Source organism: Methylobacterium brachythecii (genome assembly GCF_014196345.1).
In the GTDB taxonomy this organism is placed as follows: Bacteria; Pseudomonadota; Alphaproteobacteria; order Rhizobiales; family Beijerinckiaceae; genus Methylobacterium; species Methylobacterium brachythecii.
The window spans coordinates 70,609-91,249 of sequence record NZ_JACIDN010000001.1 but is presented as its reverse complement, the minus strand read 5'-3'; the positions used below and the strand labels follow the sequence as shown (position 1 = coordinate 91,249).

General features: G+C 67.8%; 20 protein-coding genes. 9 read left to right on the top strand and 11 right to left on the bottom strand.

Going from position 1 to position 20,641, the window contains the following annotated elements; translation table 11 throughout:
* Window positions 1–84: 84 nt before the first annotated feature.
* From lptE to GGR33_RS00390, 3 genes are all read left to right on the top strand, one after another.
* Window positions 85–648, top strand: a complete 564-nt coding sequence (gene lptE / locus GGR33_RS00400) for an LPS assembly lipoprotein LptE (RefSeq protein ID WP_183501391.1) — start codon at window positions 85–87, stop codon at window positions 646–648.
* A gap of 8 nt (window positions 649–656) precedes the next feature.
* Complete coding sequence (locus GGR33_RS00395) at window positions 657–1,127, top strand: YaiI/YqxD family protein (protein WP_183501389.1); 471 nt, start codon at window positions 657–659, stop codon at window positions 1,125–1,127.
* A 67-nt stretch (window positions 1,128–1,194) separates the two neighbouring features.
* Window positions 1,195–1,434, top strand: coding sequence for a hypothetical protein (locus GGR33_RS00390; protein WP_183501387.1), 240 nt, complete (start codon window positions 1,195–1,197; stop codon window positions 1,432–1,434).
* 116 nt (window positions 1,435–1,550) lie between these two features.
* Here the strand turns inward: GGR33_RS00390 and GGR33_RS00385 are convergent, their stop codons facing one another.
* Window positions 1,551–3,692: a sodium-translocating pyrophosphatase gene (locus GGR33_RS00385; RefSeq protein ID WP_183501385.1), complete on the bottom strand. Its 2,142-nt coding sequence runs from the start codon at window positions 3,690–3,692 to the stop codon at window positions 1,551–1,553.
* A gap of 53 nt (window positions 3,693–3,745) precedes the next feature.
* On the opposite strand from GGR33_RS00385, the gene GGR33_RS00380 reads away from it, so the two are divergent.
* Complete coding sequence (locus GGR33_RS00380) at window positions 3,746–3,940, top strand: hypothetical protein (RefSeq protein WP_183501384.1); 195 nt, start codon at window positions 3,746–3,748, stop codon at window positions 3,938–3,940.
* 371 nt (window positions 3,941–4,311) lie between these two features.
* Here GGR33_RS00380 and GGR33_RS00375 read toward each other — a convergent pair whose 3' ends face one another.
* From GGR33_RS00375 to GGR33_RS00365, 3 genes are all read right to left on the bottom strand, one after another.
* Window positions 4,312–4,668: a hypothetical protein gene (locus GGR33_RS00375; RefSeq protein ID WP_183501382.1), complete on the bottom strand. Its 357-nt coding sequence runs from the start codon at window positions 4,666–4,668 to the stop codon at window positions 4,312–4,314.
* Window positions 4,669–4,753: 85 nt separating this feature from the next.
* Window positions 4,754–4,969: a hypothetical protein gene (locus GGR33_RS00370; RefSeq protein ID WP_183501381.1), complete on the bottom strand. Its 216-nt coding sequence runs from the start codon at window positions 4,967–4,969 to the stop codon at window positions 4,754–4,756.
* A gap of 159 nt (window positions 4,970–5,128) precedes the next feature.
* Window positions 5,129–5,785, bottom strand: a complete 657-nt coding sequence (locus GGR33_RS00365) for a TetR/AcrR family transcriptional regulator (protein WP_183501379.1) — start codon at window positions 5,783–5,785, stop codon at window positions 5,129–5,131.
* A gap of 125 nt (window positions 5,786–5,910) precedes the next feature.
* Here GGR33_RS00365 and GGR33_RS00360 point away from each other — a divergent pair, with 125 nt between their 5' ends.
* Together GGR33_RS00360 and GGR33_RS00355 are read left to right on the top strand one after the other, a co-directional pair.
* Window positions 5,911–7,134, top strand: a complete 1,224-nt coding sequence (locus GGR33_RS00360; RefSeq protein ID WP_183501377.1) for an HlyD family secretion protein — start codon at window positions 5,911–5,913, stop codon at window positions 7,132–7,134.
* A 5-nt stretch (window positions 7,135–7,139) separates the two neighbouring features.
* The gene (locus GGR33_RS00355; RefSeq protein ID WP_183501375.1) at window positions 7,140–8,726 is read left to right on the top strand and encodes a DHA2 family efflux MFS transporter permease subunit; all 1,587 of its coding nucleotides are present in this window, start codon (window positions 7,140–7,142) and stop codon (window positions 8,724–8,726) included.
* Between the two features lie 10 nt (window positions 8,727–8,736).
* Here GGR33_RS00355 and GGR33_RS00350 read toward each other — a convergent pair whose 3' ends face one another.
* A complete protein-coding gene (locus tag GGR33_RS00350; RefSeq protein WP_183501373.1) occupies window positions 8,737–8,925 on the bottom strand; it encodes a hypothetical protein in 189 nt (62 codons plus the stop codon).
* A gap of 198 nt (window positions 8,926–9,123) precedes the next feature.
* On the opposite strand from GGR33_RS00350, the gene GGR33_RS00345 reads away from it, so the two are divergent.
* A complete protein-coding gene (locus GGR33_RS00345) occupies window positions 9,124–11,790 on the top strand; it encodes an MGH1-like glycoside hydrolase domain-containing protein (RefSeq protein WP_246412689.1) in 2,667 nt (888 codons plus the stop codon).
* Here the strand turns inward: GGR33_RS00345 and GGR33_RS00340 are convergent.
* A complete protein-coding gene (locus tag GGR33_RS00340; protein WP_183501370.1) occupies window positions 11,741–12,250 on the bottom strand; it encodes a hypothetical protein in 510 nt (169 codons plus the stop codon). The genes GGR33_RS00345 and GGR33_RS00340 overlap by 50 nt on opposite strands.
* A 147-nt stretch (window positions 12,251–12,397) precedes the next feature.
* Here GGR33_RS00340 and GGR33_RS00335 point away from each other — a divergent pair, with 147 nt between their 5' ends.
* Window positions 12,398–13,165 (top strand): alpha/beta fold hydrolase, encoded by a 768-nt coding sequence (locus GGR33_RS00335; RefSeq protein ID WP_183501368.1) that lies wholly within the window; start codon window positions 12,398–12,400, stop codon window positions 13,163–13,165.
* 54 nt (window positions 13,166–13,219) lie between these two features.
* Here the strand turns inward: GGR33_RS00335 and GGR33_RS00330 are convergent, their stop codons facing one another.
* The 5 genes from GGR33_RS00330 to GGR33_RS00310 form a co-directional block, all read right to left on the bottom strand.
* Window positions 13,220–13,534: a hypothetical protein gene (locus GGR33_RS00330; protein ID WP_183501367.1), complete on the bottom strand. Its 315-nt coding sequence runs from the start codon at window positions 13,532–13,534 to the stop codon at window positions 13,220–13,222.
* 127 nt (window positions 13,535–13,661) lie between these two features.
* A complete protein-coding gene (gene gor / locus GGR33_RS00325; protein WP_183501365.1) occupies window positions 13,662–15,047 on the bottom strand; it encodes a glutathione-disulfide reductase in 1,386 nt (461 codons plus the stop codon).
* A 29-nt stretch (window positions 15,048–15,076) separates the two neighbouring features.
* Window positions 15,077–15,640, bottom strand: a complete 564-nt coding sequence (locus GGR33_RS00320) for a DUF2059 domain-containing protein (RefSeq protein WP_183501363.1) — start codon at window positions 15,638–15,640, stop codon at window positions 15,077–15,079.
* A 47-nt stretch (window positions 15,641–15,687) separates the two neighbouring features.
* A complete protein-coding gene (gene rpiA / locus GGR33_RS00315) occupies window positions 15,688–16,398 on the bottom strand; it encodes a ribose-5-phosphate isomerase RpiA (protein WP_183501362.1) in 711 nt (236 codons plus the stop codon).
* A gap of 157 nt (window positions 16,399–16,555) precedes the next feature.
* On the bottom strand, window positions 16,556–17,026 hold the full coding sequence (locus GGR33_RS00310) for a hypothetical protein (protein ID WP_183501361.1): 471 nt from the start codon (window positions 17,024–17,026) through the stop codon (window positions 16,556–16,558).
* Between the two features lie 312 nt (window positions 17,027–17,338).
* On the opposite strand from GGR33_RS00310, the gene GGR33_RS00305 reads away from it, so the two are divergent.
* Complete coding sequence (locus tag GGR33_RS00305; RefSeq protein WP_183501359.1) at window positions 17,339–20,608, top strand: PAS domain S-box protein; 3,270 nt, start codon at window positions 17,339–17,341, stop codon at window positions 20,606–20,608.
* Window positions 20,609–20,641: the final 33 nt, after the last annotated feature.

Genomic DNA, 20,641 nt, shown 5'->3' with positions numbered 1-20,641 from the left:
GTAAACCACGCTCTGGCAGGCTGATGACCGGCTGCGGCTGATGCCGTACAAGCTTGAGCGTAAGAGTCGGGGCGACCACGGGCGATGATGCGGATCGGGACACGAGAGGCGGCTTCCCGCCTTGTGCGGCTCGCCCTTGCGGCCGGCCTCGCGCTGAACGTCTCGGCCTGTTTCCGCCCCCTCTACGGACCGACCGCCTCCGGCGAGTCGATGCAGGTGGCGCTGGCCGCCGTGCAGGTCGACGACGTCGTGATGGCTCAGGACCAGGACCGCCTCGGCCACTACCTGCGCAGCGAGTTGATCTTCGCCCTCGACGGCTCAGGCCAGGACGCGACGCCGAAACGCTACAAGCTCAAGCTAAAGGGCAGCGAGACGGTGACGACGCCGATCGTGTCCTCGACCACTGCCCGCGCGGAAGCCGGTACCCTGATCGGAACGATCGAGTACTCCCTGGAAAGCCTCGACGGTCGCAAGGTCATCACCGACGGCGTCGCCACCTCGACCGCGACCTACGATCGCTCGACCCAGCGCTTCGCCTCGCTGCGTGCCGCGCGCGATGCCGAGATCCGGCTCGCCAAGGTTCTGTCCGACCAGATCAAGACGCGCATCGCCTCCGTCCTCGCGGTGATCAAGCCCTCCGGCTCCTGACACCCCGCATGACCGTTGCGCCGATTGCGATCTACGTCGATGCGGATGCCTGTCCGGTCAAAGACGAGACGTTTCGCGTGGCGGCGCGTTACGGGCTGCACGTCTACGTCGTCTCCAACAGCTTCATGAACCTGCCGCGCGAGCCGTGGATCGAGCGCGTCGTGGTGAGCGACGGCTTCGATGCGGCCGACGACTGGATCGCCGAGCGGGTCGGTCCTGGCGCGATCGTGATCACGGCGGATGTGCCACTCGCCAGCCGTTGTGTGAAGGCCGGCGCCTCCGTGCTGGCCCCGACCGGAAAACCCTTCACCGATTCCTCGGTCGGCATGGCACTCGCGACCCGCAACCTCATGCAGGACTTGCGGGAATCCGGTCTGATCACCGGCGGGCCGCCGCCGTTCTCGCGGCAGGACCGCTCGGCCTTCCTCGGTGCGCTCGATCGTGCCGTGGTCAGGCTCCGCCGCGAGCGAGGGCTCTGAGAAAGCCTGGAACGCTTCCGTTCTCCGTGCCGTTGCTTGCGCGACTTGACCTTCACCGGAGGAAAGAATGCGCAATCATCTGATCATCGCCGCGTCCGCCCTGACCTTGTTCAGCGCGGCAGCCGTGCAGGCGGAGACCACCGTGATCCATCGCGACGCGCCCGACACCGTCGTGGTCGACCGTCCCGCGACGGAGTCGAAGTCGGTCACGGTCAAGGATCACGGCGATGGCTGCGTCTCGAAGACGGTCCGCAAGGAGAACGACGAGGGCGACTCCAAGACGGTCAAGAAAGAGACCTGCGACTGAGATCTCACGCCTTCTTCCCGGACGCTCCACCCGTCCGCGGGGAGGGGCCACGACACTAAAAAGCCCGCCTCGGTTTCCCGAGGCGGGCTTTTCGTTTCAGGCCGGTGAGACCGGGATCATTGGTGCGCCAGGATGGCCAGCAGCAGCAGGGCGATGATGTTGGTGATCTTGATCGCCGGATTCACGGCAGGGCCGGCCGTATCCTTGTAGGGGTCGCCGACGGTATCGCCGGTGACCGAGGCCTTGTGCGCCTCGGAGCCCTTGTGGTGGGTAACGCCGTTTTCGTCGACGAAGCCGTCCTCGAAGGACTTCTTCGCGTTGTCCCAGGCGCCGCCGCCCGAGGTCATCGAGATCGCGACGTAGAGGCCGGTGATGATCACGCCGAGCAGCATGGCGCCCACGGTCGCGAAAGCCTGGCTCTTCCCGGCGATCGCCTGGATCAGGAAGAACAGCACGATCGGCGACAGTACCGGGAGCAGGGACGGGATCACCATCTCCTTGATCGCAGCGCGGGTGAGCATGTCGACGGCCCGGCCGTAATCGGGCCGGTCCGTGCCCTGCATGATGCCGGGCTTCTCCTTGAACTGGCGGCGCACTTCCACGACCACCGACCCGGCGGCGCGGCCGACCGCGGTCATGGCCATGCCGCCGAACAGGAACGGGATCAGGCCGCCGAGCAGCAGGCCGACGACGACGTAGGGGTTGGAGAGCGAGAAATCGACGCTGACGCCCTTGAAGAAGGTGTATTTGTCGGAGTTCGCGATGAAGTAGTTCAGGTCCGAGGTGTAGGCGGCAAACAGCACGAGTGCTCCGAGACCGGCGGAGCCGATCGCGTAGCCCTTGGTGACGGCCTTGGTGGTGTTGCCGACCGCGTCGAGCGCGTCGGTGGCCTTGCGGACCTCGGAGGGCAGACCCGCCATCTCGGCGATGCCGCCGGCATTGTCGGTGACCGGCCCGAACGCGTCGAGCGCCACGATGAAGCCGGCCAGCGCCAGCATCGCGGTGACCGCGATGGCGATGCCGAACAGGCCGCCGAGCGCGTAGGTCGAGATGATGCCCGCCACGATGACGATCGCCGGCAATGCCGTCGATTCCAGCGAGACGGCGAGGCCCTGGATCACGTTGGTGCCGTGGCCGGTGACGGAGGCGTTGGCGATCGACTTGACCGGGCGGAAGTTGGTGCCGGTGTAGTACTCGGTGATCACCACGATCAGCGCCGTGATGGCGAGACCGATCACCGCGCAGCCGAACAGGCCGCCGGACGTGAAGGTCTGGCCGGTCCCGGTGGTGAAAGTGGTACCGAATCCACCGAACAACGCGAAGTTCACGATGCCGATGGCCACGACCGACAGCAGGCCGGAGGCGATCAGGCCCTTGTAGAGCGCGCCCATGATCGACTGGTTGGCGCCGAGCTTCACCGCGTAGGTGCCGGCGATCGAGGTGACGATGCAGGCCGCGCCGATGGCGAGCGGATAGAGCATCATCGTTTCGAGGATCGGCTGGCCGGCGAAGAAGATCGCGGCGAGCACCATGGTGGCGACCACAGTCACCGCGTAGGTCTCGAACAGATCGGCCGCCATGCCGGCGCAGTCGCCGACGTTGTCGCCCACGTTGTCGGCGATGGTGGCGGGGTTGCGCGGATCATCCTCTGGAATACCGGCTTCGACCTTGCCGACGAGATCGCCGCCGACATCCGCACCCTTGGTGAAGATACCGCCGCCGAGACGGGCGAAGATCGAGATCAGCGAGGCGCCGAAGCCGAGCGCGACGAGGGCGTCGATGACCTCACGGCTGGCGGGCTCGAGGCCGGCGCCGCGGGTGAGGTAGGTGTAGTAGATGGCCACGCCGAGGAGCGCGAGGCCGGCGACCAGCATGCCGGTGACGGCGCCCGACTTGAAGGCCACGTCGAGGCCGCCGCCGAGCGAGGTCGTCGCGGCCTGTGCGGTGCGGACGTTGGCGCGCACCGAGACGTTCATGCCGATGAAGCCGGCCGCGCCCGAGAGCACCGCGCCAATGAGGAAGCCGATGGCGACCTTGATGCCGAGGAAATAGGCGAGCCCGACGAAGAGAACGATGCCGACGATGCCGATCGTGGCGTATTGGCGCTTGAGATAGGCCTGGGCGCCCTCGGCGATCGCGCCGGCAATTTCCTGCATTCGAGCGGTGCCGGCGTCCCGCTTCATGACGTCTTGGATCGTGACGATTCCGTAGGCGACGGCGCAGAGCCCGCCCAAGATGATCAGCAGCAATGCGGTCATTCGTTCGTCCTTGAACTTTTGTTTCGTGTTTGCCGAGCCTGGCCGCAACGGCCATGGGACGTGTGCTCGGATCAGGACGCTCCTCCCCGGAAGAGCAGGAATTGATTGCCAAACTTCAGCGTGAAGCGCAAACGCTCAACGCTCGTTGGCAGCACTTATTTTTGCGCTGCGCAAATCGTCAAAAGCCTTTCCGTAAAATGTATTCAATTGTGCGCCGCGCAATCGATATTCGCGATTGCGAAAAGTAGAATCGATCTTTTTATGGTTTGAGGATCGCAAGGCTTATAGCCAAGCTTTGGTCAGGCAGATCCGATTTGGATGATATAAGCCGGCTCGTCGATCGGTCTGACCTACCTCGCATGATCGAGTGCCGAAGCGGCAACGCCGTCTTCGCCGATGAACGATATTTCCGGGATGCGATGGCGGCTCTTGGCTCTGCCATGATGCGGGACGCCGGAGGGAGGCGGTGACGCCGCTTAACGCGCCCTCTGAAGGTGCGGGCTAGGAGCCAGCGAGGGTGCAGGCCATGCCCGGGAGACAGCCACGCGCCTTCTCAGGCTGCCCCACCATCATCGATGGGGACGAACCCACGTCGGCGATGTCTAATGGGATGGAGTGCTCAGCGCAGCGGTGCGCGCAGAGCTGGCGCCAGGATCTGCTCGTTGGCGTGACGGCGCCGGCCGAGACCACCCTCGGAGGCGGAGTCGTTGTAGTAGTCGACGCCCGAGAGCCCGAAGCCGCCGCCATTCATCACGTGCGGCACGGGCACGGCGTTGACGATCCGCTCGCCGGCGGCGGGAACCACCGCACCGACGGGTCGTCCGACGAACCGGCCGCTATCGCGGTCGACCTCCAGCACCACCGGTCCGGCCGCAGCGGCGCGGTTCGCCCGGTCGACCATGCTCTCGGCCCGGACAGGGCTCACGAGCGACAGGCCGATCAGGGCAGTGGCGGCGAAGAGGCTGGAATGCGACACGGGCTCAGGTCTCCGTCAGGCTGCATGCGAGTGTGAAGCGGAAACGCTCACCGCGGGTAAACGCTGCGAGCTCCGCTCCGCCTGGTCAGCCCCGCGAGCGCAGGACCGCCGGAGCGTCGCGGTAGCGAGGCGAGCAGTCCGACATGGCGGCGTTGAGCGGCAGCCGCATCGTACCGCAATCATAGGCCTCTGCGGGCGAGGGCGGCGGCACGGGATCGCGGGCGACGATCGGATGCGGCGCACAGGCCGTGACGGTGGAGACCGCGAGGGCGAGAGCGGCGGCCTGCATCAGACGACGCATGGTGACCTCGAAAACCAGAATCGAGACCGACGGTACGCACCGACGGCCGAGCATAGGGCGACCCTGCGAGCCATGGCTCCGGCTGACAAGCTTCAGCGTCGCCATCGCTGCGCTTTACGGAGCCATGTCGCCCCGCGGCCACATGGCAGGGGGGCCCCGTCAGGACGAGTAGGCCGCCAGAAAGACCCGCACCGCTTCCGCGATCTGATGCTTCATCTGCTCCTCGGTCGGCGGGTCGCCGGCGGCGAAGAGCAACCGCGTGAGCAGGCCCGCCTGGCAGAGATGCAGGAAGTGCTTGGCGGCGAGTTCGGTATCCGCGGCCCGTAGACGGCCGCCTGCGACCTGCTTGTCGAGATAGGCGGTGAGCCGATCGATCCCGCAGGCCGGGCCGGCCTCATAGAAGGACCGGCCGAGATGCGGGAATTTCTCGGTTGCGCCGATCACCATGCGGATGGCCGAAACGTGGTTCGGTTTCGACATCTCGGTCAGGTAGGTGAGGCCGAGCTGGGTCAGCACGCTGCCGACGTCCGAGGTCTCGGAGCCGAGCTTGAACAGGGCCTCGGCGAGCCAGCGCTTCTCCTGGGTGGTCAGCGCCTCGAACAGCGCGTCCTTGCTGTCGAAATAGACGTAGAGCGTCCCCTTCGAGACGCCGGCCGCCTTTGCGATCTCGCCCATGCTCGCGCCGTCGAAGCCCGAGGCCAGGAACACGTCGCGCGCACCATCGAGGATCTGGCGGCGCTTGTCCGTATCGGGCTGCGATGCCGCCGAACCGGACTGCGTCTTCGGATTCGCAACGCTGGTCGCCGCGGCGCTCATGTTCACCCAACTCGATGCCATTGACCGAACGGTTCGGTCATCGTATTTATGGGGTGTGAGCGGTCGGGCGTCAACCTGCCCCCGCGTTGACCGAACGGTTCGGTCAAGACTAGTCGGAGCCCGCGATGTCCCTTCGCGAAGACACTGCCTCCCGGGATGAAGCATCGGCCGAATCGATGGACGAGATCGCGACGCCTGCATCGGCAGAAGCCAAGCACCCTTCCGCCGTTTCGCCTTCCCTGCCGGTGACATCCTCGGCTGCCGACGCTCCCACGAAGCCACGCAGGTCGCGTAAGAAGCTCGTGATGCTGGCCATTCTCGCCGCAGCGCTCGGCGGAGGCGGCTACGAGGGCTGGCAGTACTGGACGCTGGGACGGTTCTTCGTTTCGACGGACGATGCCTACGTGCAGGCCGACATCTCGGTGCTCGCGGCCAAGGTCTCCGGCTATCTCGACGCGGCCCCGATCGTAAACGGCCAGTCGGTGAAGAAGGGCGACGTCATCGCTCGGCTCGACGACGGCGATTACCGGCTCGCGCTCCGTGCCGCGAAGGACAAGCTCGCCACTCAGGAGAGCACTATCGTCCGCATCGGGCGGCAGGTCGAAGCCGCGGACGCGCAGATCGCGCAGAGCGTGGCGCAGGTCGAGGCCTCGAAGGCCGATGCCGTGCGCGCAGCGGCCGATTACCTTCGTTCGACCCAGATGCAGGCCGACTACGTCGCCAAGTCCAAGCTCGACCAGACCAAGGCCGATCGCGACCGCACCGAGGCAGCCGTGAAGGGCGCGCAGGCGGCGGTGATCGCGGCCAAGGCCAATGTCGATGTGCTGAGCGCGCAGAAGCGTGAGGCCGAGAGCCTCGCCGGCGAGCTGCGCACGGCGGTCGACCGGGCGCAGCGCGATCTCGACTTCACCGTCATCCGCGCGCCGTTCGACGGCGTCGTCGGCAACAAGGCCGTGGAGGCGGGCGCCTATGTCCAGCCGGGCTCGCGCGTCGCTGCCCTGGTACCGCTCCAGAGCGTACGCATCGACGCGAACTTCAAGGAGACGCAGCTCGCGCACATGAAGCCGGGCCAGCCAGTCACGATCAGCGTCGACGCCTTCCCCGACCGGAAGATCACGGGCGAGGTCGAGTCGTTCTCGCCGGCCTCCGGCACCCTGTTCAGCCTGCTGCCCACCGACAACGCCACCGGCAACTTCACCAAGATCGTGCAGCGCCTGCCCGTGCGTATCCGTGTGCCGGCAGACGTGGCGCGCGAGGGCCTGCTGCGGCCGGGCCTGTCGGTCGTCGTAAAGGTCGATACACGCGGGCCGGACGACACCGCGCCCGTGCGCACTGCTCACGCCGAGTAAGCGCCATGGCCGCCACGGCCGCGATTGCCCCCTCCGCCGCCGCCCCGCCGGCTGATCCGCCCATCGACAAGCGCCGCATGGTGGCGTTCCTGTGCATGGTGTTCGGGATGTTCATGGCGATCCTGGACATCCAGATCGTCTCGGCCTCGCTCAACGAGATCCAGGCGGGGCTGGCGGCCTCCGGCGACGAGATCCCCTGGGTCCAGACCAGCTACCTCATCGCCGAGGTCATCTCGATCCCGCTCTCCGGCACGCTCTCGCGGGTGCTCTCGACGCGCTGGATGTTCGTCATCTCGGCCGCCGGCTTCACCCTGATGAGCCTGATGTGCTCCACCGCGACCTCGATAAACGAGATGATCGTCTGGCGCGCGCTGCAGGGTTTCATCGGCGGCGGCATGATCCCCACCGTCTTCGCCTCGGCCTTCACGATCTTCCCGCCAAGCAAGCGTAGCATCGTCTCGCCGATGATCGGCCTCGTCGCCACGCTGGCGCCGACCATCGGCCCGACGGTGGGCGGCTACCTGACCGACCTGTTCTCCTGGCACTGGCTGTTCCTGATCAACATCGTGCCGGGCATCTTCGTCACGGTGACGACCTGGCTGCTCGTGGATTTCGACGAGCCGAACCTCAAGCTGCTCGACAATTTCGACTGGTCGGGCCTCGCCTTCATGGCGGGCTTCCTCGGCTGCCTCGAATACGTGCTCGAGGAAGGCCCCAACCACGACTGGCTGCAGGACGAGGCGGTCTTCGCCTGCGCGGTGATCTGCGGCGTCTCGGCTCTGCTGTTCTTCGCTCGCGTCTTCACGGCGCGCCAGCCGATCGTCGACCTGCGCGCCTTCTCGGACCGCAACTTCGCCACCGGCTGCGTGGCGAGCTTCGTGCTCGGCATCGGCCTCTACGGGCTGACCTACCTGTATCCGGTCTTCCTGGCGCGGGTGCGCGGCTACTCGGCTCTGCAGATCGGCGAGACGATGTTCGTCTCGGGGCTCTGCATGTTCGCCACCGCGCCGATCGCCGGCCGGCTGATGGGCAAGCTCGATTCGCGCGTGATGATGGCGCTCGGCTTCTCGGGCTTCGCGCTCGGCACCTGGATCGTCACCGGGATGACCAAGGACTGGGATTTCTGGGAGCTGCTCTGGCCGCAGGTGCTGCGCGGCTGCTCGCTCATGCTGTGCATGATCCCGATCAACAACGTCGCGCTCGGCACGCTGCCGCCCGAGCGCATGAAGAACGCCTCGGGCCTGTTCAACCTGACGCGCAATCTCGGGGGCGCCGTCGGCCTCGCCCTGATCAACACGGTGCTCAACGATCGCTGGGACCTACACCTCGCCCGGCTGCACGAGCGCGTGACCTGGGCCAACGCCGCCGCCATGGAGCGGATGGAGTCGCTCAGGCAGGGCTTCTCGAGCTTCGGCAGCGCGGCGGATGCGATGGCGATCTCATCGATGAACGCCCAGGTCCGCATCCAGGGCATTGTGATGGCCTTCGAGGATGTGTTCCTCGTGCTCACCGTGCTGTTCCTGGCCATGGCCTGCGCCACCTTCCTGATCCGCCGGCCGCGTGCCGGGGCGGCCGGGGGTGGTGGTCACTAGAAGCGGCCAGCTAGACCTTCAGGTCGACGACTTGCCCCTGGCCCGGCGGCGGCGATGGAGATGTCGAGGCAGCCGTGCCGGCGACGAGCGCGGCAACGGCCTGATCGGCTGCGATCTGCTGCCGCGCCACTGCGATCCCGATTGATTGGGATTGTGCACCGGCCTGCATCTGCACGGCTTGGGAGGCGATCGTTGTCATGCCCCACCTTCGCACACCGAGGTGAAGTGGCGGTTATAATTGACGCTCCAATCCCATGGAGATCGCTACTGCGTCCGACGCAAGCCCGCTTGGCGCTGAAGATGCATGACCGCGCCCGCTGAATGGCGCGGAATCGAGAAGGCTCGTCGGGTTGGCCGGTCCGCTCCCTCCGCGTCGGTGAGACGAAAAGGTCGGTCATTGAGCGATGTGGATCGGTGGGCCGAACGGCGCCGCATTGCCGAGCAGGCACGCGGCGAACGGGATTGGTCCCTCTGGGGACCGTATCTCGCCGAGCGGCAATGGGGCACGGTGCGCGAGGATTACAGCGCCGACGGCAACGCCTGGCGCTTCCTCACGCACGAGGATGCGCGCTCGCGTGCCTATCGCTGGGGCGAGGACGGCATCGCCGGCCTGTGCGACGACCACGGCCTGCTCAATCTCTCGCTGTCCCTCTGGAACGGGCGCGACCGCATCCTCAAGGAGCGGCTGTTCGGTGTCACCAACGAGGAGGGCAACCACGGCGAGGACGTCAAGGAGCTCTACCACTACCTCGATGCCGTCCCGAGCCACGCCTATCTGAAGTATCTCTACAAGTATCCGCAGAGGCCGTTCCCGCATGACGAGATGCTGCGGGAGAGCTGGCGGCGCTCGCGCGAGGAGCCAGAATACGAGATCGGCGATACCCGGGCCTTCGCGGACGATCGCTACTTCGCGGTGACGATCGAATACGCGAAGGAGGATGCCGACGACATCCACATGACCGTCACCGCCGTGAACCGCGGCGCGCAGGCCGCCGAGCTGCACCTCGTGCCGCAGCTCTGGTTCCGCAACACCTGGAGCTGGCGCGACGGCGCCATCGCCTGGAAGCCCTGGATGGAGCTCGGCCCGGACGGCCGCGTCGCGGTCAACCATTCCCGCCTCGGTTCCTACCGTCTGTCCTTCGACGGCACGCCGGAGGTGCTGTTCTGCGAGAACGAGACGAACCTGCGCCTGCATCACGGCCAGCCCGAAGCGCCGGGGCCGTTCAAGGACGGGCTCGATGCGGCCATCGTGAAGGGCGACCGTGAGGCGGTCTCCTCCACGCGCGGCACGAAGGTCGGCCTGCACTACCGCTTCATGGTGGAGCCGGGCGCGAGCGCCGTGGTGCGCGTGCGCCTCTATGCAGGCGCCCGCGCGCGGCCAGTCGATGCGCAGGGCGCGCTTACCCGCCGGCGGCTCGAAGAGACCGACGCCTATTACGAGATGATCCAGGACGGCATCGCCTGCCCCGACGAGCAGCGCATCTTCCGGCAGGCGGCGGCCGGCCTGATCTGGACGAAGCAGCTCTATCGCTACGACGTGCGCACCTGGCTGGCTGGCGATCCGCTGAAACCGTTGCCGCCGGGCGGGCGCGGTGAGATCCGCAATGGCACCTGGAAGCACTTCGCCAGCGCCGACGTGCTCTCGATGCCGGACAAGTGGGAGTATCCGTGGTTCGCGGCCTGGGACCTCGCCTTCCACTGCCTGCCGCTGGCGCTGGTCGACCCGGACTTCGCCAAGAGCCAGCTGCTGCTGCTCACGCGCGAATGGTACATGCACCCGAACGGGCAGCTCCCGGCCTATGAATGGGAGTTCGGCGACACCAACCCGCCCGTCCATGCCTGGGCGACGTTCCGCGTCTTCGAGATCGACCGCGACCGGCGCGGCGGCCGCGGTGACCTCGCCTTCCTCGAAGGCGTCTTCCACAAGCTGCTGATCAACTTCACCTGGTGGGTGAACCGCAAGGACGCGCAGGGCCGCAACGTCTTTCAGGGCGGCTTTCTGGGCCTCGACAATGTCGGTGTGTTCGACCGCTCGCGCCCGCCCCCCGGTTTCGGCGTGGTGCATCAGGCCGACGGCACCGCCTGGATGGCGATGTATGCCCTCAACATGATGCGCATCGCCATGGAGCTGGCGCTGCACAATGACGTCTACGAGAGCACTGCCTCGAAGTTCTTCGAGCATTTCCTCGGCATCGCCGAGGCGATGACCGACATGGGCGGCGAGGGCTTCGGGCTCTGGGACGAGCAGGACGAGTTCTACTACGACCAGGTCGACATGCCCGGCGGGGCCTCGCTGCACCTGCGCGTGCGCTCGATGGTCGGGCTGGTGCCGCTCTTCGCCGTGGAGGTGATCGACCCGCAGATCCTGCAGCGGCTGCCGGATTTCGCCCGCCGCATGAACTGGGTGCTGGAGAACCGCCCGCATCTGGCGGCCCTGGTCTCCCGCTGGGGCGAAGGCGGCAAGAAGGACCGCAAGCTGCTCTCGCTGCTGCGCGGCCACCGGATGAAGGCGCTCCTGAAGCGCATGCTCGACGAGGCCGAGTTCCTCTCCGACTACGGCGTCCGCTCGCTCTCGAAGGCGCATAAGGACGCGCCGTTCCAGCTCGATGCCTTCGGCGCGTCCTTCACTGTGCGCTACGACCCGGCGGATTCGAGCTCCAACATGTTCGGCGGCAATTCCAATTGGCGCGGGCCGGTCTGGATGCCGATGAACTACCTGATCATCGAGGCCTTGCGCCGGTTCCACACCTATTACGGCGACCAGTTCCTGGTGGAGTACCCGACCGGCTCCGGCCAGCATCTCACCCTGGAGGCCATCGCCGACGCGCTGGAGGACCGGCTGATCGCGCTGTTCAAGCGCGACGAGGCCGGCCGCCGGCCCTACCAGGGCGATCGGCCACCGCCGGCTCCCGATCCCGAGGCGGAAGAAGCCCTGCTCTTCCACGAGTTCTTCGACGGCGACACCGGCCGCGGGCTCGGCGCCTCGCACCAGACTGGCTGGACGGCGCTCGTGCTCAACCTGCTCCTTCACCAGGCACGACGGGCGACTCCGTCCGACGCCTGAGCCGCGGCCGCCAGATGCCGAGGGCGACGTTGAGCGTCGCGATGGCGAGCAGCACCCAGAGGGTGTTGCGCTCCGGGCCGAGGGTCTGGGCGAGCATCGCCGGATCCACCTTGCCCATCAGCGCCCCGGCACTGAGTTCCGCCTCCTGCTGCATAGGCCCGAGCACGCCGACGAAGCCGCTCTCGAAGACCAGGATGCCGGTGGCTGCCTTGAGCCAGGCCCAGCCGGCGCCGTGGAAACCGCGGTTCAGGCCGATCGCGAGCAGGCCCGCGATCAGCGTGACGCCCAGCGACGGGAAGAAGATCCAGGTGGCGATGGCGCCCATCGCGCCGCGCATCGCGGCATAGGCCGTGAGGTCGCTCACCGGCGGCATGGCGTTCAGCATCACGAGCAGGGACGCCATCGCCCCCATCAGCCCGATCGCCCCCATCGTGTGGAGGAACTTGAGTGAGCGCCGCATCGCGCCTCGCCAACCGATCCGCGACCGGCAGCCCCCAACGTACCGCATGGATCGACGCCGAGGTAGCCGAGGGTTTCGGGTAACCATTTCGCAGGTGCAGCGAAAACTGGGGCGCCGGCGTTGGGATCGGCATAGCGGAGACCTGCGATGGATCGTCGAGACTTTCTTGGACTGCTGGCAGCAGCCGGCGCCGCCGGTTCGCTGGGCGTCACTCCGGCGCTGGCCGCATCGCCTCCGACGGCGCGCAACGTCGTGCTCGTGCACGGCCTCTTCGCCGACGGCTCCTGCTGGTCCGACGTGATCGCCCAGCTGCAGGGCGCGGGGCTGAATGCCACCGCCGTCCAGAACCCGCTGACGACACTCGAGGAATCGGTGGCCGCGGTACAGCGCGTCCTCGCACGGCAGGACGGCCCGACGGTTCTCGCCGGCCATTCCTTCGCCGGCATGATCGTCTCGGAGGCCGGCATCGACCCGAAGGTCACCGCCCTGGTCTACGTCGCCGCGCGAGCTCCCGACGCTGGCGAGGACTATCCGGCATTGGCCAAAACCTATCCGACCCCGCCCGCCTCAGCCGGCATCGTCTTCGACGGTGAATACGGCCGCCTGACCCAGGAGGCTTTCCTGCGTGACTTCGCCGGCGACGTGCCCGAAGCACGAGCCAAGGTGCTTCATGCGGTGCAGGAGCCTTTCCGGAAAAGCCTGCTCGCCGGCAAGACGACCCAGGCGGCGTGGCGCTCCAAGCCGAGCTTCTATGCGGTCTCGACCGAAGACCGGACTATCGACCCGGACCTGCAGCGTTTCATGGCCAAGCGCATGAACGCCACGACGATCGAGGTGAAGGCGAGTCACGTCTCGCTGATCTCGCAGCCGGACGTGATCGCGGATCTGATCCGGAAGGCAGCGGGGCAGGCGTAAGTCGACAGACTAGGGCCAAGAAAAGAGGCGCCCGAAGGCGCCTCCCATATCTCGTCAGTAACCGCGGCCGTAGCCGCCGCCATATCCGTAACCGCCCCGGCCATAGCCATCGTTGTAACCACGGCGGCCGTAACCGTCGTCGTAGCCGACCGGGCGATCGTAGCGGTTGCCGTAGGCTCCGGCAGCGATCCCGCCCGCGGCGAGACCGGCGATGCCGAGCCCCACCGCTGCGCCAGTTCCGATACCACCTCGCCGGGCGTGCCCACCGGCATAGCTCCCGCCGCGCATGCCCGGCCGCGCGTCGGCCGCAGGAGCAGCCAGGGTGGCGATGCCGAGGGCGGCAATCGTCGCGAATGCGATCTTGCGCATGTGCAATCTCCGTTTGTGAAGGATGTGCGGGCAACCGCCGGCAGAGTGCCTTGTTCCTTCACCGCCGCCCTGGCCCGATGGGCGAGGGGCGACGCGCATCAGCGATCGCGGGCTCGCTTCCGCCAGCTCATCCCACGCCGACCGGATGCTTCGTCACTGCGGGCGTCCGCATCGTCACCAGCTCCTCGCCGGCCGTCGGATGCACCGCGATGGTCCGGTCGAAATCGGCCTTGGTGGCGCCCATGGTCACGGCGATGCCGACGGCCTGGATGATCTCGCCGGCATCGTGGCCGAGGACGTGGACGCCGACCACCCGGTCGCTCGCCTTGTCGACCAGCACCTTCATCAGCATGCGCTCGTCGCGGCCCGACAGGGTCGCCTTCATCGGGCGGAAGCTCGAGCGGTAGACGTCGATCTCGCCGAAGCACTCGCGGGCCACGTCTTCGTTATGGCCGACCACGCCGATCTCGGGGGTCGAGAACACCGCCGTCGGGATCAGGCGATGGTCGACGCACCAGGGCTTGCCGCCAAAAACGGTGTCGGCAAAGGCGTGGCCCTCGCGGATGGCGATGGGGGTCAGCGCTGCGCGGCCGGTAACGTCGCCGACCGCGTAGATCGACGGCACGGATGTCTGCGAATAGTCGTCGACGGGGATGGCACCGTTGGGTTTCAGCGTGATGCCGACCTTCTCTAGGCCGAGCCCATCGACGTTCGGGCGACGGCCGGTGGCTGCGAGCACGCAATCGACCGTGAGAATTTCACCGTCGCTCAGCGTGGCGCGGATCGTGTCGCCGTCCCGCTCCAGGCGCTCGACGGTCCGGCCGAGGCGCAGGTCCATGCGCTTGCCGTAGGCCTCGCCGAGCGCGTCGCGGATCTCGTCGTCGAACCCGCGCAGCAGCTTGTCACCGCGATGGAGCAGGGTGGTCTTGCTGCCGAGCCCGGCGAAGACACCGGCGAACTCGACCGCGATGTAGCCGCCGCCGATCACCAGGATGCGGTCCGGCCGGCTCTCCAGTTCAAACACGCCGTTGGAATCGATGCCGAGCTCACCGCCGGGGATCATCGGCTCGTTCGATGGCGCGGCGCCGACCGCAATCAAGATCTTCTGGGCGCGGATCAACCGACCCGACTGGCAGAGCCGCACCGTATGCGGGTCCTCGATGGTCGCGCGCTCGGCCACCACCTCCACGCCGCTCCCGTCGAGCATGCGGCCATAGATGGCTTCGAGACGCCCCACCTCGGCATCGCGGCGCTGCTTGAGCTTGGCCCAGTCGAAGCTCGGATGGCCGACCTCCCAGCCGAAGCCGGCGGCGTCCTCGAACTCTTCCGAGAAGCGGCTGGCATAGACCATCAGCTTCTTGGGCACGCAGCCGCGGATCACGCAGGTGCCGCCGAGGCGATATTCCTCGGCCAGCATCACCCGGGCCCCATGCCCGGCCGCGATCCGCGCCGCGCGCACCCCGCCCGAGCCGCCGCCGATGACGAAGAGATCCGTGTCGAAGGTCTCGCTCATGACGATCCGTTTTGAAGGAGGGGCGCTGGCTACTGGAGCTGGTGGCCGCGCTTGCCCATCTCCGCGCGCACGCGGATCATCATGTATTCCGAGACCTCCTGGGTCCAATCCTGCATGGCGCCGACCAGCTCATCGAGCACCTGCGGCTGCGTCTCGACGTAGCGCTTGCCCGACGGCGAGCGGAAGAAGGTCACGATGTCCTGCAGCTCCGCCTCGTTGAGGCGGCGCGCATAGATGTTGGCCGCGACGTTGATCATGCGCTGCTTCTGCAGCTCCATCTCCGGCTGCAGGCCCTTGATGACTTCGTCGAGGTCCTTGCTCAGCTCCGGCCGGGTCACCGAGTTCTTCTTGATCTGCTCGGCGAGCGCCGGAATGATCGAGTCGAACGAGCGGGCGATGCCGGAATTGAACATCACCTCCCGGGCGAGCGCGATGTGGTTCGCGCTGGCCTGGCTCTGAGCGGCCGGGGCCGCAGGCTTGGCGGCAGGGGGCTTGGCGGCGGGTTGCTGGGCGAGGGCGGCCGGCGCGAGCAGCGTGGCGCCGAGCGCCGCTCCGAGGAGACGGGCGGCCAGGGCGTCGAGGCGGCGGGACATGGAGAGCGCTCCGGAGGCTTGTCGGAAATCGGATCGTTCGAGGAGATTCACGGCGTGCCCAGCACCGTCACCACGGCCTCGTCGCCGCGGGCTTCGGCGAGGATCGCGCCGCTGGCGAGGCCGAGGAACAGGCCGTGCTCGACCACGCCTGGCACCGCCCAGAGCAAGGCGGACAGCCGCTCGGGATCGTGAATGGTTTCGAGACGCGCGTCGACGATGGCGTGGCCGCCATCGGTGACATAGGGCTGGCCACCGGAGGCCTTGCGCAGGGCCAGCTCACCCGCGCAGCCGGCCGACTCGATCGCCTTCTGGACCGCCTTGAAGGTGGCACCGAAGCCGAACAGGTTGACCTCGATCGGCAGCGGGAAGGCGCCGAGCGTCGCGACGTGCTTGGCCGCATCGGCGATCACCACCATGCGCCGGCTGGCATGCGCCACGATCTTTTCGCGGAGCAGCGCGCCGCCGCCGCCCTTGATCAGGCGAAGGTGTCCGTCCAGTTCGTCGGCGCCGTCGATCGTGAGGTCGAGCTCGGGGCATTCCTCCAGGCTGGTCAGCCGGATGCCCTCGGCCTCGCAGGCCGCTCGGGTCGCCTCGGAGGTCGGCACGCCGATGACGTCGAGGCCGGCGCGGACGCGCTCGCCGAGGAGCAGGACGAAGGCGTTGGCGGTGGTGCCGGTGCCAATTCCGAGGCGCATCCCGTCGGTGACGAGATCAACGGCGCGGGCCGCCGCCGCGCGGCGCAGATTGGGGCCGCTCACGCGGCCGTCCCGAGAATCGCGGAGAAAGAAAGGGCGTGCATGATCGTGCTCACGAACTCGGCGCGAGCCCCTAGCACGCCTCACGATCCCCGCAAACGCGGCGAGATACCGGGTCGGCGCTTCCTTCAGGCAGAGAGCCGCACGATCGCGTGCGGGATTAGGGGCGGCCGCCCTGCGGCGGCGTCACGCTCGGCGCCGTACGCGCGGCGGGCGCCGGGTTGGCTGACCCGGCCGGCGGCGGGTTGGTCTGCGGCGTGCAGACCACGAGCTCCTCGCGGACCTGAACGTAGCAGATGCTCATCTCGCCGGTGCGGTGGTTGACCCGGAAGACGCCGGCCTCGCGGGTGTGGCGCGAGGCGATCAGGCCATACTCGGCCGGCGCCTGGGCGCCCGCGCCCTCGCCGGCGGGAAAGCACAGGGTCACGCCGACGTTGTCGTCACGCAGGCCGTACTGGCAGGAGGTGACCTCGCCCGTGGAGCGATCGACGCGGTAGACCCGGTTCAGGTCGATCTGCGGGGCCGGCACGAATTCGTAGGAGCCGGCGGCGAGGGCGGGCAGGCTCGCCGTGGACAGGGCGAGGGCGGCGAGCGCCGACCGGACGAAGCGGGGCGAGAGGCAGGCGGGCATGGCCGGTGACCCTGTCACGGGAGAAACGTCACCGGAACAGGACCCGATTATGGTTAACGAAACCCTGCGCGGGTCATTCGCGGGACGACGCTTCGGCGTGGGGGGATGGCCTGTCGATCCACTTCGCGGCGGCATCAGCCCGTTGCCGCACGGCATGGGAAGGATGTGTGACGGCAAATTGCCGCCATCCTTCTATCTGAGTACTCAGACGGCGGGAGCAGCCCGGCAGGGGGCCTCGTTGATGTGGGCGGCCGACCTGGCGGCGCGCAGTCGCAGCTCGGCCTGAACTCGCCCGGATCGATCGTCACCCCCATGCAGCCGACCCCCGAGACGGACCATTCGACGATCGCCCGTGTCGAGGCCCTCGCGCGCTACGGCATCCTCGACACCCCGGCGGAGGCCGGGTTCGACGATATCGTCGAGCTCGCGGCCGAGATTTGCGACGCGCCAATCGCGCTGGTCAGCCTCGTCGCCGCCCATCGGCAGTGGTTCAAGGCCCGCGTCGGCCTTGACGCCTGCGAGACGCCGATCGAGCAGTCCGTCTGCGCCCACGCGCTGAAGAAGCCCGGCCTCCTGGTCATCCCGGACCTGCGGAACGACCCGCGCACGGCCGACAACCCCCTGGTCACCGGCGAGCGGCATCTGCGCTTCTATGCCGGCGCCCGCCTGGAGACGCCCGAGGGCGAGGCGATCGGCACGCTGTGCGTCATCGACCACCAGCCCCGCCCGGTTGGCCTCACCCCCCGGCAGGCCTCCAGCCTGGAGCGGCTCGCCCGGCAGGTGATGGGGCAGATGGAGCTACGCCGTATCGTCATCGAACGCGACGCCGCCGCGCGGCAGGCGCGGGAGGCGGCCATCCGACACCGCCAGATCCTCGACAGCGCCGTCGACTATGCGATCATGACCACGGATCTCGACGGCCGGGTCACGAGCTGGAGCGCGGGAGCGGAGCGCGTGCTCGGCTGGCCGGAGGCCGAGATCCTCGGCAAGACCGTCGACTTCCTCTTCGTGCCCGAGGACGTGACACAATCGATCTCGGATCACGAGCTATCCGCCGCGCGTGAACACGGCAGCAGCCAATCCGAGCGCTGGCACCAGCGCCGGGATGGGTCTCGCTTCTTCGGGCTCTGCGAGATCATGCCGCTTACCGCCGCGGATGGCGGCCATGTCGGCTACCTCAAGATCCTGCGCGATCGCACCGAGCAGCTGAGCTCCGACGAGCGCTCGCGCCTCACCGAAAGCGCGCTGTCCGAGTCCGAGGAGCGCATGCGGCTCGCCGTCGAGGCCACCGGCATCGGCATCTTCGACTACGCGCCCGAGACCGACAGCCTGCGCTGGGATTCACGCGTGCGCGAGATGTTCGGGATCGGCCCCGACGATCCCGTGTCCTACGAGGGCAGCTACCTCGCCGGCCTTCATCCCGACGACCGCGATGCAGCCGACGCGGCGGTCCAGGCCGCCACCGATCCGTCGGGCCCGGGACTCTTCGACATCGAATACCGCGTGCGCGGCATCCGCACCGGCATCGAGCGCTGGCTCGCCGCGCGCGGCAAGTCGACCTTCGAGGACGGGCGGCAGATCCGCTTCGTCGGCACGGTGCGCGACGTGACGGCCCGCAAAGGCGCCGAACTTGCCGTGCGCGCCACCGAGGAGCGTTACCGCCTGGTCACGCGGGCGACGAACGACGTGATCTGGGACTGGGACCTCGTCGCGGACCACGTCCTCTGGAACGAGGCGCTCGGCACCACCTACGGCTACGACCTCGCCACCGTGGGAACCACCGGCGCCTGGTGGCTCGACCACGTTCACCCCGAGGATCGCGCGCGGGTCGAGGAGGACATCCGTTCGGCCATTGCTGGCACCGGTGTCGAGTGGAGCCACGAATATCGCTTCCGCCGCGCCGACTGCAGCTACGCCGACGTGCTCGACCGCGGCTACATGGTCCGCGGCAAGCATGGCGAGCCGCTGCGTATGATCGGCGCGATGCTCGACCTGTCCGAGCGCAAGCGCGACGAGCGCCGCCTGCGCGAGATGAACGCCATGCTGGAGGAGCGGGTCGAGGAGCGGACCCGCGAGCGCGACCGGACCTGGAGCGTGTCACAGGACCTGATGGTGGTCATCGACGCCAAGGGCATCTTCCGGGCCGTGAGCCCGGCTGCGACCAAGATCCTCGGCTGGCGGCCCGAGGACATGCTCGGCTGCGCGGTCTTCGACTTCATCCATCCCGAGGACCACGCTCCCACCCTGGGAGCCCTTCGGCACGCCACCGAGCAGGCCCTGCCCGCCTTCGAGAACCGTTACCGGCACAAAGACGACAGCTACCGCTGGATGTCGTGGGTCGCGGTTCCGGAGGGCGGTCTGATCTACGCTACCGGCCGCCACGTCACGGCGGAGCGGGAGCAGGCCGAGGCGCTGGCCATGGCGGAGGACGCCCTGCGTCAGTCGCAGAAGATGGAGGCCGTCGGCCAGCTCACCGGCGGCATCGCGCATGACTTCAACAACCTGCTCACCGGCATCTCGGGAAGTCTCGAATTGCTGCAGAGCCGCGTCAGCCAGGGCCGGCTCACCGAGATCGACCGCTACGTCAACGCCGCGCAGGGCGCCTCGAAGCGTGCTGCCGCGCTGACGCACCGCCTGCTCGCCTTCTCGCGCCGCCAAACCCTCGATCCGAAGCCCACCGACGTGAACCGTCTGGTGGCCGGCATGGAGGAGCTGGTCCGGCGCACGATCGGCCCCGAGATCGCCCTGGAAGTGGTCGCGGGCGCGGGCCTCTGGGCGGCGATGGTCGACCCGTCTCAGCTCGAGAACGCCCTGCTCAACCTCTGCATCAACGCCCGCGATGCCATGCCCGATGGCGGCCGCATCACCATCGAGACCCACAACAAGTGGCTCGACCAGCACGCTGCGAAGGACCGAGACCTGGAGCCCGGCCAGTACCTCTCGCTCTGCGTCACCGATACCGGCACCGGTATGACGCCGGACGTCATCGCCAAGGCCTTCGAGCCGTTCTTCACCACCAAGCCGATCGGCCAGGGCACGGGGCTCGGCCTCTCGATGATCTACGGCTTCGTGCGCCAGTCCGGCGGGCAGGTGCGGATCTATTCTGAGGTCGGCGACGGCACCACGATGTGCCTCTACCTGCCGCGCCATTACGGTGCCGCCGAGAGGGGGCAGGCCGTGCCCGATCTCGCGAAAGCCCCGCGCGCCGAGCAGGGCCAGACCGTGCTGGTCGTCGACGACGAGCCGACGGTGCGCATGCTGGTGGCGGAGGTGCTGGAAGACCTCGGCTACACCGCCATCGAGGCGGCGGACGGCTCGGCCGGGCTGAAGATGCTGCGCTCGGACGCGCGTATCGACCTGCTGGTGACCGATGTCGGGCTGCCCGGCGGCATGAACGGTCGCCAGATGGCCGACGCCGCCCGCGTGACGCGGCCGGACCTCAAGGTCCTGTTCATCACCGGCTATGCCGAGAACGCAGTCGTCGGCAACGGCCATCTCGAGCCGGGCATGCAGGTCCTGACCAAGCCCTTCGTGATGGAAGCTCTGGCGAGTCGGATCAGGGATCTGATCGCGAAGCCGTGAGGAAAAACTGTGTGTAGAGCGCTCTCGACCGGT

Excerpts from the sequence above, each read along its gene's own strand:
- lptE (WP_183501391.1), top strand. The coding sequence starts at position 85 with ATGATGCGGATCGGGACACGAGAGGCGGCTTCCCGCCTTGTGCGGCTC.
- GGR33_RS00395 (WP_183501389.1), top strand. The coding sequence starts at position 657 with ATGACCGTTGCGCCGATTGCGATCTACGTCGATGCGGATGCCTGTCCG.
- GGR33_RS00390 (WP_183501387.1), top strand. The coding sequence starts at position 1,195 with ATGCGCAATCATCTGATCATCGCCGCGTCCGCCCTGACCTTGTTCAGC.
- GGR33_RS00385 (WP_183501385.1), bottom strand. The coding sequence starts at position 3,692 with ATGACCGCATTGCTGCTGATCATCTTGGGCGGGCTCTGCGCCGTCGCC.
- GGR33_RS00380 (WP_183501384.1), top strand. The coding sequence starts at position 3,746 with ATGGGACGTGTGCTCGGATCAGGACGCTCCTCCCCGGAAGAGCAGGAA.
- GGR33_RS00370 (WP_183501381.1), bottom strand. The coding sequence starts at position 4,969 with ATGCGTCGTCTGATGCAGGCCGCCGCTCTCGCCCTCGCGGTCTCCACC.
- GGR33_RS00365 (WP_183501379.1), bottom strand. The coding sequence starts at position 5,785 with ATGAGCGCCGCGGCGACCAGCGTTGCGAATCCGAAGACGCAGTCCGGT.
- GGR33_RS00360 (WP_183501377.1), top strand. The coding sequence starts at position 5,911 with ATGTCCCTTCGCGAAGACACTGCCTCCCGGGATGAAGCATCGGCCGAA.
- GGR33_RS00355 (WP_183501375.1), top strand. The coding sequence starts at position 7,140 with ATGGCCGCCACGGCCGCGATTGCCCCCTCCGCCGCCGCCCCGCCGGCT.
- GGR33_RS00350 (WP_183501373.1), bottom strand. The coding sequence starts at position 8,925 with ATGACAACGATCGCCTCCCAAGCCGTGCAGATGCAGGCCGGTGCACAA.
- GGR33_RS00340 (WP_183501370.1), bottom strand. The coding sequence starts at position 12,250 with ATGCGGCGCTCACTCAAGTTCCTCCACACGATGGGGGCGATCGGGCTG.
- GGR33_RS00335 (WP_183501368.1), top strand. The coding sequence starts at position 12,398 with ATGGATCGTCGAGACTTTCTTGGACTGCTGGCAGCAGCCGGCGCCGCC.
- GGR33_RS00330 (WP_183501367.1), bottom strand. The coding sequence starts at position 13,534 with ATGCGCAAGATCGCATTCGCGACGATTGCCGCCCTCGGCATCGCCACC.
- gor (WP_183501365.1), bottom strand. The coding sequence starts at position 15,047 with ATGAGCGAGACCTTCGACACGGATCTCTTCGTCATCGGCGGCGGCTCG.
- GGR33_RS00320 (WP_183501363.1), bottom strand. The coding sequence starts at position 15,640 with ATGTCCCGCCGCCTCGACGCCCTGGCCGCCCGTCTCCTCGGAGCGGCG.
- GGR33_RS00310 (WP_183501361.1), bottom strand. The coding sequence starts at position 17,026 with ATGCCCGCCTGCCTCTCGCCCCGCTTCGTCCGGTCGGCGCTCGCCGCC.
- GGR33_RS00305 (WP_183501359.1), top strand. The coding sequence starts at position 17,339 with ATGCAGCCGACCCCCGAGACGGACCATTCGACGATCGCCCGTGTCGAG.